The sequence below is a fragment of the Klebsiella sp. HMSC16C06 genome, from assembly GCF_001808325.1.
GTDB lineage: Bacteria > Pseudomonadota > Gammaproteobacteria > Enterobacterales > Enterobacteriaceae > Klebsiella > Klebsiella variicola.
In genome coordinates, this window is sequence record NZ_KV793011.1 from 25,053 (window position 1) to 39,317 (window position 14,265).

Here is a 14,265-nt window from a genome sequence, read left to right on the forward strand (position 1 = left end):
TGCTGGCCGCGGATCAGGCTTCGACCGCGCTATTCTGCAGCTGCGGACCGGCCAGCGCCAGACGCGCGCCCGCTTCGGTATCGCTGTACTGCTTAAAGTTATCCATAAACAGCTGAGCCAGGCTCTCGGCCTTCTCCTGCCACTTATCCGCTGAGCTCCAGCCATTACGCGGATCCAACACCGCGCTGTCTACCCCTGGAATGCTCTGCGGGATCGCAAGACCGAACACCGGGATGGCCTCATCGCGCAGCGGGCCGGTAGTGCCGTTGAGGATCGCGCTAATGATGCTGCGGGTATCGCGCAGCGACAGGCGTTTGCCCTCGCCGTTCCAGCCGGTGTTGACCAGCCAGGCTTCCGCACCGGATTCCGCCATCTTCGCCGCCAGGACGCTGGCGTACTGGGTCGGGTGAAGCAGCAGGAACGCCGCGCCATAGCAGGCGGAGAAGGTCGGCGTCGGCTGGGTAATGCCGCGCTCGGTGCCCGCCAGCTTCGAGGTGAAACCCGACAGGAAATGGTACTGCATCTGCTCGGTGGTCAGACGGGAGACCGGCGGCAGGACGCCAAACGCGTCGGCGGCAAGGAAAATCACCTTCGACGGATGGCCCGCACGGGACACCGGCTTGACGATATTGTCGATATGCGACAGCGGATAGGAGACGCGGGTGTTTTCGGTTTTGCTGCCGTCGGCATAATCCACGCTGCCGTCAGCGCGCACCACCACATTTTCCAGCAGCGCATTGCGGCGGATGGCGCCATAAATCTCCGGCTCCGCCTGCGGGTCGAGATTGATGGTCTTGGCGTAGCAGCCGCCTTCAAAGTTAAACACGCCGTCATCGTCCCAGCCGTGCTCGTCATCGCCAATCAGCTGACGATGCGGATCGGTCGACAGGGTGGTTTTACCGGTACCGGAGAGGCCGAAGAACAGCGCCACATCCCCTGCTTCGCCACGGTTGGCCGAGCAGTGCATCGACGCGATGCCTTTCTGCGGCAGCAGGTAGTTCATGACCGAGAACAGCCCTTTCTTCATTTCGCCGCCGTACCAGGTGCCGCCGATGAGCTGAATACGCTCGCTGAGATTAAAGGCGACGAAGTTCTCGGAGTTCATCCCCTGCGCCTGCCAGTTGGCATTGGTGCAGCCCGCGCCGTTGAGCACCACGAAGTCTGGCGTAAAGCTGGCCAGCTCGTCGGCGCTCGGCACGATAAACATGTTTTTGACAAAGTGGGCCTGCCACGCCACCTCGGTGACGAAGCGCACGCCAAGACGGGTGTCCGGGCTGGCGCCGCACCAGGCGTCGATGACGTACAGTTTTTTGCCGCTCAGCTGGCCCGCCACCAGGCTTTTCAGGCTGCGCCACACGTCTGGCGATAACGGTTTGTTGTCATTGCGGCCGAGGCCGGAGTCTGCCCACCAGACGGTGTCGCGAGTCTGTTCGTCGCGGACGATGTATTTATCGCGCGGTGAACGGCCGGTGAAGATCCCGGTATCAACAGCCACAGCGCCAGAGTCGGTCATCACGCCGCGGGCCGCGCCGGTCAGTTCAGGAGCGGTTTCATGTGCAATAAGCAAATCGTAATCAGGGTTGTAAAAGAATTCGCCGCTTGCATTAATCCCCAGCTCCTGCAGAGCCATTTTAACTGATTCAATTTGTTGTGACATGGAACTCCTGACAAACTATTTAAGGTAAGAGGCCTGGGTTATTCATTGCTTTCGTCATCGTCGCCGGCGATTTAATAAGATAAGTCCTGGACAATAAAATAAAGCAATAAATAACCGTGAGTCGCGATTTCATATCGTGCTCATGTAGGGTCGCCGATATGCATTCATAAATCTCAACTTTCCAAAAAATGTTAACACCTGTCGATAATTATGTTAATTGCATAGTTTCTATGCGCTATGCTAAAATTGCATAGCCTTTATTGCGTTTTTGAGGACTGGATCGGTGTTGGCAAATCTGGAAGTAAAATGGCTGTATGATGTGATTGCCCTTGAGGAGTCGCGCAGCTTTACCCTGGCGGCTAAAGCCCGCAACATCTCTCAGTCCTCGTTCAGTCGACGCATCCAGTCGCTGGAGGCCTCCCTCGGATTCAGCATCTTCGATCGTAGCGCCAACCCCCTGCAATTGACCAACCGCGGGAAAATTTTTGTCGGCTATGCGCGAAATATGCTCGATGACATGGATTTTCAGATCAGTCGTATTAAGGGTTTAAATAACACGACCCAGAAAATAAGAATCGACGCGGCCCCTTCGCTGTCGGTGTTATTACTGCCGGAAATCATCGCCGGTTACACCGACCGTAAAAATAAGACTTTTCATGTTGAATCGATTAACGTCAACGACGCCGTATTTAACCTGAAAGAGGGAAAAAGCGATTTTATCCTCTCCTTCTATAATGAAGAATTAATGAACTATCCGTTTATTAATCATAAAATTTTTGATTCTTACCTGCACCTGGTCTCCCCCTGCGACGAACATGGCCGCCCGCTGTTTCATTTACATCGCGGCGTGCTGCCGCTGATGAAATACGCCAACGACAGCTATATGGGGCGCCAGGTGAACCAGGTGACCGACCGTACGCCGGAGATCACCTTCTCCCTTACGTTTGTCTCTTCCATGAGCGAGTTGCTCAAGCGCATGATCCTCAATGGCGACGGCGTGGGCTGGCTGCCGCAATACTCTATTCAGCGCGAGCTGGACGAAGGCCGACTGACGATCCTCGATGACCGCCTGTCGCTGCCGATCGGCGCCTGGCTCTACCGCTCCGGCTCGCGGCTTAACCAGGCCGCCGAACGTTTCTGGCAGCACATTAAAACCCGTAACGAACCGCGGGAATAACCCCCTCAGCCGCTGATCCCCAGATATGCCTTACGCACCTCCGGGTCGTTGAGCAGCGCCTGGCCGCTGCCGCTCAGGCGGATCTGGCCGTTCACCATCACATAGGCGCGGTCCGACAGGTTAAGGGCATGGCGGGCATTCTGCTCCACCAGAAACAGCGTCATCCCCTGGGCCGTCAGCTCGCGCAGGATCTGAAAAATCTGCTTCACCACCAGCGGCGCCAGCCCCAGGCTTGGCTCATCCAGCAGCAGCAGGCGCGGTCGGCTCATCAGCGCCCGGGCGATGGCCAGCATCTGCTGCTCGCCGCCGGAGAGGGTCATCGCCCGCTGTCCCCGCCGTTCTTCCAGCCGGGGGAACAGCTGATACATCCGCGCCTTGTCTTCGGCCTGATAGCGGTTGCCAATGGCAATGGTCCCCATCAGCAGGTTCTCCTCGACGGTCATATCGGGAAAGATGCGCCGCCCTTCCGGGGCCTGGGCGATGCCGTTACTGGCGATAAAGTGGGTCGATTTCCGGCTGATCGCCTCCCCGCGATAGAAAATCTCCCCGCCGGCAATGCGCGGCTGGCCGAAGACCGACATCAGCAGCGTTGATTTACCGGCGCCGTTGGCGCCGATCAGCGCCACCGTCTCTCCCTCGTTGACGGTGAGGGAGACCTGCTTCAGAGCCTGGATCGGCCCGTAGAAGACATCCACCTCATTAAAGGCAAGCAATGGCTGGCTCATCGGCGCGTCTCCTCTTCCTCAGCGCCAAGATAGGCGGCAATCACGCTGGCGTTAGCCTGGATCGCCTGCGGCACGCCGCGGGCGATGACGTCCCCGTGATCGAGGACGATGATATGATCCGAAATCTCCATCACCATCCCCATATCATGCTCGATCAGTAGCACCGTGATGCCGTGCTGCTGGCGCAGAAAGCGAATAATCCGGCTCAGCGCCTGGGTTTCCACCGGGTTGAGGCCGGCGGCCGGCTCGTCCAGACAGATCATCTCCGGGCGGGTACACATGGCGCGGGCGATCTCCAGCCGCCGCTGCTGTCCATAGGAGAGGGTCCCCGCCAGACGGTTGGCGCAGTCCACCATCTCCCCCACCTCCAGCCAGTAAAAAGCGCGATCCAGCGCCTGACTCTCCGCCTGCCGATACCCACGAGTATTGAGGATCCCGGCCAGCAGATGGCGGTTAACCTGGGTATGCTGGGCCACCAGCAGGTTCTCAATCACCGACATCTCGCGGAATAAACGTATATTCTGGAAGGTGCGCGCCAGGCCAGCGCGGTTCACCAGATGGGTGCCACCGAACATCTTGTAATAGATCCGCCGCCCCAGCTGCGCCGGGTGGAGAAAATCGTCCGGGTGAAGCTTCTGCCCCAGCACCTGAATGACATCGGTAACCTTTTCCCGCGCCCGCAGCACGATGCTCCCCCCCGTCGCCCGGTAAAAACCGGTCAGGCAGTTAAACACCGTGGTCTTGCCCGCGCCGTTGGGGCCGATCAGGGCGGTGATCGACCCCCGCTCCACCTCCAGATTGACATCATTCAGCGCTTTGATGCCGCCGAAATGCATCATCAGATGCTCAACGCGTAAGATGCTGTCGGTCATGGCGCGACTCCTTTTCGCAACGCAACCCCGCTGCGGCTGGTGCGCACCAGGCCGCGCGGCCGCCAGATCATCATCACCACCATCAGCACGCCGAACAGCAGCACCCGATATTCGTCAAAACCGCGCAGCAGCTCCGGGGTGACCGTCAGGACAAACGCCGCCAGCACCACTCCCAGGGTGGAGCCCATTCCCCCGAGCACCACAATCGCCAGGATCAGCGCCGACTCAAAAAAGGTGAACGACGTCGGGTTAACAAACCCCTGATAGCTGGCGAAGAACACCCCGGCGATGCCGGCGGTCGACGCGCCGAGCATAAACGCCGAGAGCTTCACCAGCACGTGGTTGAGCCCCATCGCCCGACAGGCGATCTCATCCTCGCGCAGCGCCTCCCAGGCGCGGCCGATGGGCATCCGCGTCAGACGATGTTTCACCAGCAGCACCAGCATCACCACCAGGCACAGCACGGCGTAGAGAAAGATGAATTTCAGGTTGGGGTTGTAGCTGACGTGGAAAAACTCATGGATGGGGATGCCGCCATCCCTGGCCCGGCGGGTAAACTCGAGGCCAAACAGCGTGGGCGACGGCACCGGTACGCCGTTGGGCCCCCCGGTGAAGCTCACCCAGTTGTTAAGCACCAGGCGAATGATTTCGCCAAAGCCGAGGGTGACGATGGCCAGGTAGTCGCCATGCATGCGCAGCACCGGAAAACCCAGCAACGCCCCGGCGAGGGCCGCCATCACCGCCCCCAGCGGCAGCATCGCCCAGAAGCCGAGGCCCAGGTACTGGTAGCCCAGCGCCAGGCCGTAGGCGCCGATGGCGTAGAACGCCACATAGCCCAGATCGAGCAGGCCCGCGAGGCCCACCACAATATTCAACCCCAGGCCAAGCAGAACGTAGATCAGGCCGAGGATCGCCACGGTCAGCAGGTATTTGCTGGCGAGAAATGGAAAGGCAATGGCCAGGACCGCCAGCAGCGGCATTATCCAGCGCAGCCGCGAGCGGTATCCCGGCGGCCGGACGTACACCCCGTCATCCGCCCCCTCAAAGCGGGCAATAAAGGCTTTTCCCCGACGGCTCTGCAGCAGCAGGCTGAGCGCCAGCCTGCCGGCCATCACCACCGCCACGAGGATCGCCACCCGCGCAGGCGCGAGGGTAAAACCATACCCTTTGAGCACCACGCCGACGATCGGGCCAAAGACAATTAACGCGCAAAGACCGGCCAGCACGCTGTCGATCAGCGCGCTTTTGATATCCCGCGCAGGCTGGCGCGTAAATTCACCCATAAAGCCTCCTTAGACCTTGGCCACCAGCGGACGTCCCAGCAGCCCCTGCGGGCGAAAAATCAGGATCGCCACCAGCAGCGCAAAGGAAAAGACATCTTTGTAATCCGAATTCACCAGCCCGGCGAACTGGGCTTCGGCCACCCCGAGCAGCAGTCCGCCCAGCATCGCGCCAGGCAGCGAGCCGATCCCGCCCAGCACCGCGGCGGTGAAGGCTTTGATGCCGATAATAAATCCGATATAGAAGTCGAAGGTGCCGTAGTTCATGGTCACCAGCACGCCGGCCAGACCGGCCATCGCCGCGCCGATGACAAACACCAGGGAGATCACCCGGTCGGTATTGATGCCAAGGATCGCCGCCATACGCCGGTCCTGCTGGGTAGCGCGACAGATGCGCCCCAGCCGGGTGTACTGGATAATCCAGGTCAGGGTCAGCATCCCCACCAGCGCCGCGACGAGAATAAACACCTTGGTCCAGGTGATCTGCACCACCCCATCGCCCACCGTCATGCGCAGCGCGCCGCTGAGCAGCGTCGGGATCCCCTGCTGGTTCGGCCCCTGGCTCAGCTGGACATAGTTCTGCAGGATCAGCGACATCCCGATAGCCGAGATCAGCGGCGCCAGTCGCGTCGAGTTGCGCAGCGGCCGGTAGGCGATGCGCTCGATCGCCCAGCCATATACGCCAGTGACCACGATGGTGAACACCAGGGTGGCGAAAATCAGCAGCGGAAAGGAGTGGATCCCGAAGAAAGAGAGCAGCGCCAGGCCGATGGCGCACAGATAGGCGGAGACCATATACACCTCGCCGTGGGCGAAGTTGATCATGCCGATGATCCCATACACCATGGTGTAGCCGATGGCGATTAAGCCGTACACTGCGCCCAGCGTCAGCCCATTGATCAGTTGTTGCAGAAAAAACGCCGTCATAGCCCCTCCAGCCGCCAGGCAGACGGCCGCCGGGTTCCGTTCCCGGTCGACCGCCGTGATGTGACGATTCGCAAGTCAAAAGGACAGAGCGTCCTCAGGTCGTGGCCGATCAGAGCTGATGATATTTGCCCTTGTCGTCCCACTGATAGACCACGTAGTCGGACACCTTGAGGTCGCCTTTGCCATCCCAGGCTTTCTTGCCCATTACCGTATCGACGTCGTGGCTCTTCAGCCAGTCGCTGGCTTTGGCGTTATCGGTACCCACGGCGTTCCAGGCCGCGGCAATGGCCTGAATGGAGGCGTAGGCGTAGAGGGTATAGCCTTCTGGTTCAAAGCCGCTGGCGCGGAACTTCTCGATCACCGCTTTGCCTTCCGGGAGAGTGCGCGGGTCCTGACCAAAGGTCATCAGCACGCCGTTGGTGAACTGCGGCCCGCCGGCGGCCGTCACCAGCTCCTCGGTGACGATACAGTCGCCGGAGAAGAATTTAGCCTGCACCCCCTGCTCGCGCATCTGACGCACCAGCGGGCCCGCTTCCGGATGACAGCCGCCAAAGTAGACCACGTCCGGCTTGAGGGCGCCGATCTTGGTCACCAGGGCGTTAAAGTCTTTTTCACCGCGGGAGAGGCCTTCGTACAACACTTCTTTGGTGCCCCGCTTCGCCAGCGCCGCGCGGGTGGCATCGGCCAGCCCCTGACCATAGGTGTCTTTATCGTGGATGACGGCAATTTTCTTCGCCTTCAGCACGTCCAGCATATAGTTGGCGGCAATCGCCCCCTGCTGATCGTCACGACCACACATGCGGAAAAGATCCTTCATGCCGCGCTCGGTGATCTGCGGGTTGGTCGAGCCGGGGGTAATGGTCAGGATCCCGGCTTCGTCATATACCTCGGAGGCCGGCATCGTTGAGGAAGAGCAAAAGTGCCCCACCACGGCAGAGACTTTCGCTTCGTCCACCAGCCGGTTGGCCACCGCCACCGCCTGCTTCGGTTCGCACGCGTCATCCCCCTGCACCAGCACAATCTTTTCGCCTTTGATACCGCCGGCGGCATTGATATCGGCCACCGCCTGTGAAGCCCCTTTCCAGTACTGGGCGCCGTAGGTGGCGTTGGGTCCGGTAAAGGGCCCGGCGACGCCGATCTTCACGTCTGCCTGGGCGTAAAAGGCCATGCTCATACAACCTGCTATCACAACATGAAGCGTCATTGTTTTCAGTTTCAAAGACATTCGGATATTCCTCAGCGATGTAAAGCCTGGCGTCATGGAATGACGCAGAAAATATCACTTACCGTGTGGTGCCGACGTTGGCGCAGCGCCAGGACGGCCAGGGTGGAAGAAGCAAAAATCCCGCCAGGTAGAGAGGTCGCGCCGGAGCGCGGACGCCCCGGTCAGTGCGCACGCGACGGCAACCCTTGCCGCATCCGGCAAGGGCGCATTCCCTTTCAGGTCAGGAGATCGGTTGCCATCACGTGGCGAGCCGGACAACGCGGTATCCGTACCGGCCCGTGAGCTAAACATAGATGCAGTTAGCGGTCGCTGCGCGCCAGCGTGGTGCAAAAATGCGAATATGATCAACAGTGGTGATTATTTTGTTGCGGTAATGTGAAGATGATAACAGGAGAGCCCGTTAAAGGCTCTCCCGTGGCCTGGCGGCCGCTCAGAGTTGGCTGGTGAACGTTCGGGAGATCACATCCTGCTGCTGCTCGCGGGTCAGCGCGTTAAAGCGGACCGCATAGCCGGAGACGCGGATCGTCAGATTCGGATACTCCTCCGGGTGTTCTATCGCATCGAGCAGCTTTTCCCGGTTCAGTACATTGACGTTGAGATGCTGTCCCCCCTCCACCGTCTCCTCGTGATGGAAGTAGCCGTCCAGCAGCCCCACCAGGTTGTTTTCCTGCGCCGACGGGGCTTTGCCGAGGGCCGCCGGCACGATGGAGAAGGTATACGAGATGCCATCTTTGGCGTAGGTAAACGGCAGTTTCGCCACCGAGGTCAGCGACGCCACCGCCCCTTTCCGGTCGCGGCCATGCATCGGATTGGCCCCCGGGGCGAACGGCGTCCCCGCCCGACGTCCGTCCGGCGTATTGCCGGTTTTCTGTCCGTATACCACGTTGGAGGTGATGGTCAGGATCGACTGGGTCGGCACTGCCTGGCGCCAAGTGGGGAGCGCCTGAATTTTGCGCATAAAGCGCTCCACCAGGTCGCAGGCGATGGCATCGACCCGATCGTCGTTGTTGCCGTACTGCGGATAGTCGCCTTCAATGACAAAGTCCACCGCCAGCCCGTGGTGATCGCGCACCGGCTTCACCCGGGCGTACTTTATCGCCGACAGCGAATCCGCCGCCACCGACAGGCCGGCGATGCCGCAGGCCATCGTGCGGTAGACGTCGCGGTCGTGCAGGGCCATCAGCGCCGCCTCGTAGCTGTACTTATCATGCATACAATGGATGATGTTCAGCGCGCTGATGTACTGCACCGCCAGCCAGTCCATAAAGTGGTCGAGGCTGGCCATCACGGTGTCATAGTCCAGCACCTCATCACGCAGAGGGTCGGTTTTCGGCCCCACCTGGATCTTCAGTTTCTCATCCACCCCGCCGTTAATCGCGTAGAGCAGCGTTTTGGCGAGATTGGCGCGGGCGCCGAAGAACTGCATCTGCTTGCCGATCACCATCGGGCTGACGCAGCAGGCGATGGCGTAGTCGTCGCTGTGAAAATCGCTGCGCATCAGATCGTCGTTCTCATACTGCAGCGACGAGGTGGCGATAGAGACCCGGGCGGCATATTTTTTAAACGCCACCGGCAGCGCTTGCGACCAGAGCACGGTCAGGTTCGGCTCCGGCGCCGGCCCCATGGTGTGCAGGGTATGCAGGTAACGGAAGGTGGTTTTACTGACCAGGGTGCGGCCATCCAGCCCCATACCGCCCAGCACCTCCGTCGCCCAGATGGGATCCCCGGAGAACAGCGTGTCAAATTCCGGGGTGCGCAGGAAACGCACCATGCGGATCTTCATGATGAAGTGGTCAATGAGCTCCTGGGCCTGCTGTTCATTGAGCCGACCCGCCCGCAGATCGCGTTCGATATAGATGTCGAGGAAGGTGGCCGTGCGCCCCAGCGACATGGCGCCGCCGTTCTGCGACTTCACCGCCGCCAGGTAGGCGAAGTACAGCCACTGCACCGCCTCCCGGGCAGTGCGCGCCGGGTGGGCGATATCGCAGCCGTAGCGGGCCGCCATCTCCTGCATCTGCTGCAGCGCGCGCCGCTGTTCGGCCAGCTCTTCGCGCAGGCGCAGGGTGGCCTCCAGCGCCTCGCCGCGCTCAAGGGCTGGCTGCAGGTCGGCAAACTGCAGCTCACGTTCGCGAACCAGATAGCGGATGCCGTACAGCGCGACGCGGCGGTAATCGCCGATGATCCGTCCGCGGCCATAGCCGTCCGGCAGCCCGGTCAGCACCCCCGACTTGCGACAGCGCAGCATATCCGGGGAATAGACGTCAAATACCCCCTGATTGTGGGTCTTGCGCAGCGCCGTAAACTGATACTCAAAGGCGGGATCCATTTCGCGGCCATAGGCCTCGAAGGCGCTTTTGATCATATTGATGCCGCCAAAAGGATGCAGGGCGCGCTTCAGCGGCTGGTCCGTTTGCAGGCCGACGATCTTTTCCAGCGGCTGGTTGATATAGCCCGCCGCGTGGGCGGTGATGGAGGTGGCGACATTGGTGTCGAAATCCACCGGCGCATGGGTGGCGTTCTCGACGCGGATCCCGGCCATCACCTGCTCCCAGAGGGCGGTGGTCGCTGGCGTCGCGTCGGCGAGGAAAGACTCATCGCCCTCGTAAGGGGTGTAGTTATGCTGAATAAAGTCGCGGACGTCGATCTGCGTTTGCCACGCCGTACCGCGAAAGCCCTGCCAGGCCTCGGCGTATCGTACATCCTGGGTATCGATATCTACTTTCATGAACATCGTCTCTCTACAGAATAAAAAGTCAGGCCAGCGCCGCCGTGTGGATCCGCCCTAAGCGGATCGCATCTAGGGCAATCATGCGCTCTTCATTGGTAGGTATAACCGCGCAGCGCACCCGGCTGGCGTCGGCGGAGATCAGGCGTTCGCCGACCGAATTCGGCTGTTGGTTGCGGGCGACGTCCATCTCAAGGCCAAAGACCGCCAGCCGCTCGCTCACCAGCCGACGGATTAGCACCGAGTTCTCGCCAATCCCGCCGGTGAAAATAATGCCGTCGAGACGCTGCAGCGCCGCGGCGTGACCGGCAATATGACGGGCGATGCGATGGACAAAGGTTTTAATTGCCAGGCGGGCGCGGGCATGGCCCTCATGCCACGCCTGCTCCAGCACCCGCAGGTCGGAGGAAAGGCCGGAGATCCCCAGCAGGCCGGAGGCGGTGTTGGCCACCCGCTCCAGGTCGCTGAGGGTCTGCCGGGTCTCCCCGGCAATCCACGCCATGGCGCCGAAGTCGACATCGCCGCTGCGGGTGCCCATCATCAGCCCCTCCAGCGGCGTCATTCCCATCGAGGTGTCCACGCTGCGGCCGTTGCGCACCGCGCAGATCGAGGCGCCATTGCCCAGGTGGGCGATCACCAGGCCGCTCTCCTGCTCCGGCAACCCGAGCAGCGCCAGGGCGCGCCGGGACACATAGCGGTGCGAGGTACCGTGGAAACCGTAGCGGCGTACCCCGAGGTTCTGGTAATACTCCCACGGCAGACCATAGAGAAAAGCTTCCGGGGCCAGGGTCTGGTGAAAGCTGGTATCAAAGACCGCCACCTGCATCACTTGCGGGAACAGCCGCTGCGCCGAGGCGATGCCGCTGAGACTGGCGTAGTTATGCAGCGGGGCCAGGGATGATACCTGGCGAATGTTATTGATAACCTCCTCGCTAATAATGACCGACTCGGTGAAGAGGTCGCCGCCGTGGGCGACGCGGTGGCCAATCAGGGCCACGCTGTCGATAAGGTCGCGTTGGGCTAATGCTCCGGCAATCGCCTGCAGGGCGCCTTCATAGCCGCGCTGCGCCAGCGCCACCGGCTCGCCGCCGTTGAGCGAGAGAAACGCCCGTTCCGCGTTGATGCCCTCGGCCACGCCGTTCAGCAGGCAGTCGCAGCTGGCGGCGTCCAGGACGGAAAATTTGATCGACGACGAGCCGCAGTTGATCACCAGTACTACCGGAAATTCAGTCATGTTGTACTCCGCGTGGCCTGAGCCGGATTAGAACAGTTTGTAAACGATGTTGAGGATGGTCAGCAGACCAATGGCGGTCACAAAGAGGTTATCGAGACGTCCACGGTATTTGGCCAGCGAAGGCGCTTTACGAATGGCGTACATCGGCAGCAGGCACAGCAGCGAGGCGATAATCGGCGCGCCCATGGCCTCAATCAGGTCGAGGATATTGGGGTTGGCGTACGCCACCACCCAGGTCGAGCCCATGATGAACACCATGCTCAGGGTATTGAGCTTGCCGCTGGAGACCCGGGTTTTATCCCCTTTATAGCCGAAGCGCAGGATCAGACCGTTCAGCCCCTCGAGGGTGCCGAGATAGTGGCCGAAGAACGATTTGAAGATGGCCACCAGGGCGATGATCGACGCGCCATACTCCAGCAGGGTGGCAAACGTGGATTTGGTGCCCGACATCGAGGCAAAGTGGTTCGCCAGATAGGAGAGCACCGGGATATTTTGCGCCTTGGCGTCCGCCATGTTCTGCGGCGAGAGGGTAAACAGGCAGCTGAAGGCGAAGAACATCACCACCGCCACCATCAGCATGCTGGCCCGGGAGATGATCTGTGAGCATTTGCGTTCGGTATACTCCCGGCCAAACTGCGCTTCATACTCTTCGCGTTTGGAGACCACAAACGAGGAGACGATCGGCGAGAAGTTAAAGGAGAACACCATGATGGAGATGCCCAGCCATACCGTCACCAGAATGCCGTCGTGACCGGTTAAGGCGATATCGCTGAGGTTGACCTGGTCAATCACCGCGCTATTCCAGTAAGGGATCAGGGACAGGGAGATCACCACCAGGCTGGCGATAAACGGCCACACCAGATAGCTCATCACCTTGACCATCAGGTCTTTACCAAACCAGATGACAAACGCCATCAGCAGCAGCAGGAGCAGCGCCACCACCCCGCGGTTGAGGGCCGGCATCTGCAGCTGGTTCTCCCAGAAGGTCATAAAGGTATTGGTGATCGTGACGCCATAAATCCACAGCAGCGGGCAAATGGCGAAGAAGTACAGAAAGGTGATCACCACCCCGCCGGTTTTGCCAAAATGCTCTTCCACCGTTTCGGTGATATTGCCGGAGGGGTTAGCCCCCGACAGGCATAGCCGGGCCAGCGCCCGATGGCAATAAAAGGCGATGGGATAGGCCAGCACCAGCATCACCAGGATCGGGATCAGCCCGCCGAAGCCAGCGCGAATAGGGAAAAACAGCACCCCGGCGCCGATAGCGGTGCCAAACAGGCCCAGGGTCCAGGTGGTGTCAGATTTACGCCAGGACGAAAGGCTTGTCTGGCTGGATGCAATGCTCTCAGTCGTACTCATATCCTGTCCTCACTTATGTATTGAATTAAGCGTCAACAAAACCCGTAATTTGCGATACCCGCGAGAGATCGATATTGCCCCCGGAAATCAGGCTGACCGTTTTGCGGTTCTGGATATAGCTGTCTAGTTTGCCGCTTAATAACGCGGCGCAGGCCAACGCCCCGGCCCCTTCGGTGATCACTTTATTGCGCTGAATTAAGGCGACCATGCTCTGGCGAATGTCGTCCTCACTGACCAGGACGATGTCATCCACCAGCTGGCGGGCGATTTCATAAGTCAGTTTCCCTGGCCGGGCGACATCGCAACCATCGGCTAAGGTGCCGGCGTGGCGATGGCTGGTGATCTCCCCGGCATACCAGGAGGCGGCCATCCCGTGAACATTTTCTGACTGCACGCCAATAATGCGGATCGTCGGGTTAATGGATTTAATCGCAATCGCGATGCCGGCAATTAATCCCCCGCCGCCAATCGGCACGATGACATTATCCACGTCATACAGATCTTCTAATATTTCGAGACCAATCGTTCCCTGCCCGGCAATAACCTGCGGGTCGTCATAGGGGGGAATAAAAATACGGCCCTCAAGTTCAACAATATCGCTGGCTTTGGCGAGGGTATCGTTAAAGTTATCGCCATGCAGGACTACCTCTGCCGAATAATCGCAGGTGGCGGCGACTTTCGATTTCGGCGCCCCTTTCGGCATCACCACTTTCCCGTCAATGCCGAGCATGGCGCAGGAGAGCGAGACCCCCTGCGCATGGTTGCCCGCCGAACAGGCCACCACCCCTTTGCGTTTTTCCGCCGCGGTTAAACCGCAGAGCTTATTAAACGCGCCGCGAATTTTAAATGAGCCCGTGCGCTGCATATTTTCGAATTTAAGGAATATTTCCCCCTGGCAGCGTTCGCTAAAATAATTCGAGCGGGGCATGCCCGTTTTATATATTTTTCCCGCCAGGCGTTGCTTCGCCTCGAGAATATCGTCAATGGATACCGGAAGATCGTAGGTAATATGCATGATGGCCTCTGTATCTTAATATAAAGTCAATGACCGGGCGTCATCCTGCTGATAACAGCGAGGACGTGT

At 60.0% G+C, this 14,265-nt stretch carries 12 protein-coding genes; 2 read left to right on the forward strand and 10 right to left on the reverse strand.

What is annotated here, in order from left to right; all coding sequences use genetic code 11:
• Window positions 1-13 precede the first annotated feature (13 nt).
• Entirely contained in the window at window positions 14-1,657 is a 1,644-nt protein-coding gene (gene pckA, locus HMPREF3142_RS17480) for a phosphoenolpyruvate carboxykinase (ATP) (protein WP_012541305.1), read from the reverse strand.
• 283 nt (window positions 1,658-1,940) lie between these two features.
• Between pckA and HMPREF3142_RS17485 the strand changes: the two genes are divergently transcribed.
• Window positions 1,941-2,834 (forward strand): LysR substrate-binding domain-containing protein, encoded by an 894-nt coding sequence (locus HMPREF3142_RS17485; protein WP_070612256.1) that lies wholly within the window; start codon window positions 1,941-1,943, stop codon window positions 2,832-2,834.
• Window positions 2,835-2,839: 5 nt separating this feature from the next.
• On the opposite strand, the gene HMPREF3142_RS17490 is transcribed toward HMPREF3142_RS17485, so the two are convergent.
• From HMPREF3142_RS17490 to HMPREF3142_RS17510, 5 genes are all read right to left on the reverse strand, one after another.
• Window positions 2,840-3,559, reverse strand: coding sequence for an ABC transporter ATP-binding protein (locus HMPREF3142_RS17490; protein ID WP_008804341.1), 720 nt, complete (start codon window positions 3,557-3,559; stop codon window positions 2,840-2,842).
• Window positions 3,556-4,431, reverse strand: a complete 876-nt coding sequence (locus HMPREF3142_RS17495; protein WP_070612257.1) for an ABC transporter ATP-binding protein — start codon at window positions 4,429-4,431, stop codon at window positions 3,556-3,558. The genes HMPREF3142_RS17490 and HMPREF3142_RS17495 overlap by 4 nt, the downstream gene beginning before the upstream one ends.
• Window positions 4,428-5,714, reverse strand: a complete 1,287-nt coding sequence (livM, locus tag HMPREF3142_RS17500) for a high-affinity branched-chain amino acid ABC transporter permease LivM (RefSeq protein WP_012967797.1) — start codon at window positions 5,712-5,714, stop codon at window positions 4,428-4,430. Before livM ends, HMPREF3142_RS17495 begins: the two co-directional genes overlap by 4 nt.
• A 9-nt stretch (window positions 5,715-5,723) precedes the next feature.
• The gene (locus HMPREF3142_RS17505) at window positions 5,724-6,638 is read right to left on the reverse strand and encodes an ABC transporter permease subunit (protein WP_008804338.1); all 915 of its coding nucleotides are present in this window, start codon (window positions 6,636-6,638) and stop codon (window positions 5,724-5,726) included.
• A gap of 109 nt (window positions 6,639-6,747) precedes the next feature.
• Window positions 6,748-7,806, reverse strand: coding sequence for a branched-chain amino acid ABC transporter substrate-binding protein (locus HMPREF3142_RS17510; RefSeq protein ID WP_162494489.1), 1,059 nt, complete (start codon window positions 7,804-7,806; stop codon window positions 6,748-6,750).
• 289 nt (window positions 7,807-8,095) lie between these two features.
• Here HMPREF3142_RS17510 and HMPREF3142_RS29490 point away from each other — a divergent pair, with 289 nt between their 5' ends.
• A complete protein-coding gene (locus HMPREF3142_RS29490; protein WP_004225356.1) occupies window positions 8,096-8,242 on the forward strand; it encodes a hypothetical protein in 147 nt (48 codons plus the stop codon).
• A gap of 51 nt (window positions 8,243-8,293) precedes the next feature.
• On the opposite strand, the gene pflB is transcribed toward HMPREF3142_RS29490, so the two are convergent.
• Genes pflB through tdcB form a run of 4 tightly spaced genes read right to left on the reverse strand, consistent with a single transcriptional unit; the run spans window position 8,294 to window position 14,196 of the window.
• A complete protein-coding gene (pflB, locus tag HMPREF3142_RS17515) occupies window positions 8,294-10,588 on the reverse strand; it encodes a formate C-acetyltransferase (RefSeq protein ID WP_042948033.1) in 2,295 nt (764 codons plus the stop codon).
• A gap of 28 nt (window positions 10,589-10,616) precedes the next feature.
• Window positions 10,617-11,822 carry a propionate kinase gene (gene tdcD / locus HMPREF3142_RS17520; RefSeq protein WP_012967795.1) on the reverse strand — a complete coding sequence of 402 codons (1,206 nt, stop codon included), beginning with the start codon at window positions 11,820-11,822 and terminating at the stop codon, window positions 10,617-10,619.
• A 27-nt stretch (window positions 11,823-11,849) separates the two neighbouring features.
• Entirely contained in the window at window positions 11,850-13,181 is a 1,332-nt protein-coding gene (gene tdcC / locus HMPREF3142_RS17525; RefSeq protein WP_004200322.1) for a threonine/serine transporter TdcC, read from the reverse strand.
• A gap of 25 nt (window positions 13,182-13,206) precedes the next feature.
• Window positions 13,207-14,196, reverse strand: coding sequence for a bifunctional threonine ammonia-lyase/L-serine ammonia-lyase TdcB (tdcB, locus tag HMPREF3142_RS17530; RefSeq protein WP_002910762.1), 990 nt, complete (start codon window positions 14,194-14,196; stop codon window positions 13,207-13,209).
• Window positions 14,197-14,265 lie beyond the last annotated feature (69 nt).

Bases quoted from the DNA above. Each gene is read 5' to 3' on its own strand.
- pckA (WP_012541305.1), bottom strand. From the start codon at position 1,657: ATGTCACAACAAATTGAATCAGTTAAAATGGCTCTGCAGGAGCTGGGG.
- HMPREF3142_RS17490 (WP_008804341.1), bottom strand. From the start codon at position 3,559: ATGAGCCAGCCATTGCTTGCCTTTAATGAGGTGGATGTCTTCTACGGG.
- HMPREF3142_RS17495 (WP_070612257.1), bottom strand. From the start codon at position 4,431: ATGACCGACAGCATCTTACGCGTTGAGCATCTGATGATGCATTTCGGC.
- livM (WP_012967797.1), bottom strand. From the start codon at position 5,714: ATGGGTGAATTTACGCGCCAGCCTGCGCGGGATATCAAAAGCGCGCTG.
- HMPREF3142_RS17505 (WP_008804338.1), bottom strand. From the start codon at position 6,638: ATGACGGCGTTTTTTCTGCAACAACTGATCAATGGGCTGACGCTGGGC.
- HMPREF3142_RS17510 (WP_162494489.1), bottom strand. From the start codon at position 7,806: ATGGCCTTTTACGCCCAGGCAGACGTGAAGATCGGCGTCGCCGGGCCC.
- pflB (WP_042948033.1), bottom strand. From the start codon at position 10,588: ATGAAAGTAGATATCGATACCCAGGATGTACGATACGCCGAGGCCTGG.
- tdcD (WP_012967795.1), bottom strand. From the start codon at position 11,822: ATGACTGAATTTCCGGTAGTACTGGTGATCAACTGCGGCTCGTCGTCG.
- tdcC (WP_004200322.1), bottom strand. From the start codon at position 13,181: ATGAGTACGACTGAGAGCATTGCATCCAGCCAGACAAGCCTTTCGTCC.
- tdcB (WP_002910762.1), bottom strand. From the start codon at position 14,196: ATGCATATTACCTACGATCTTCCGGTATCCATTGACGATATTCTCGAG.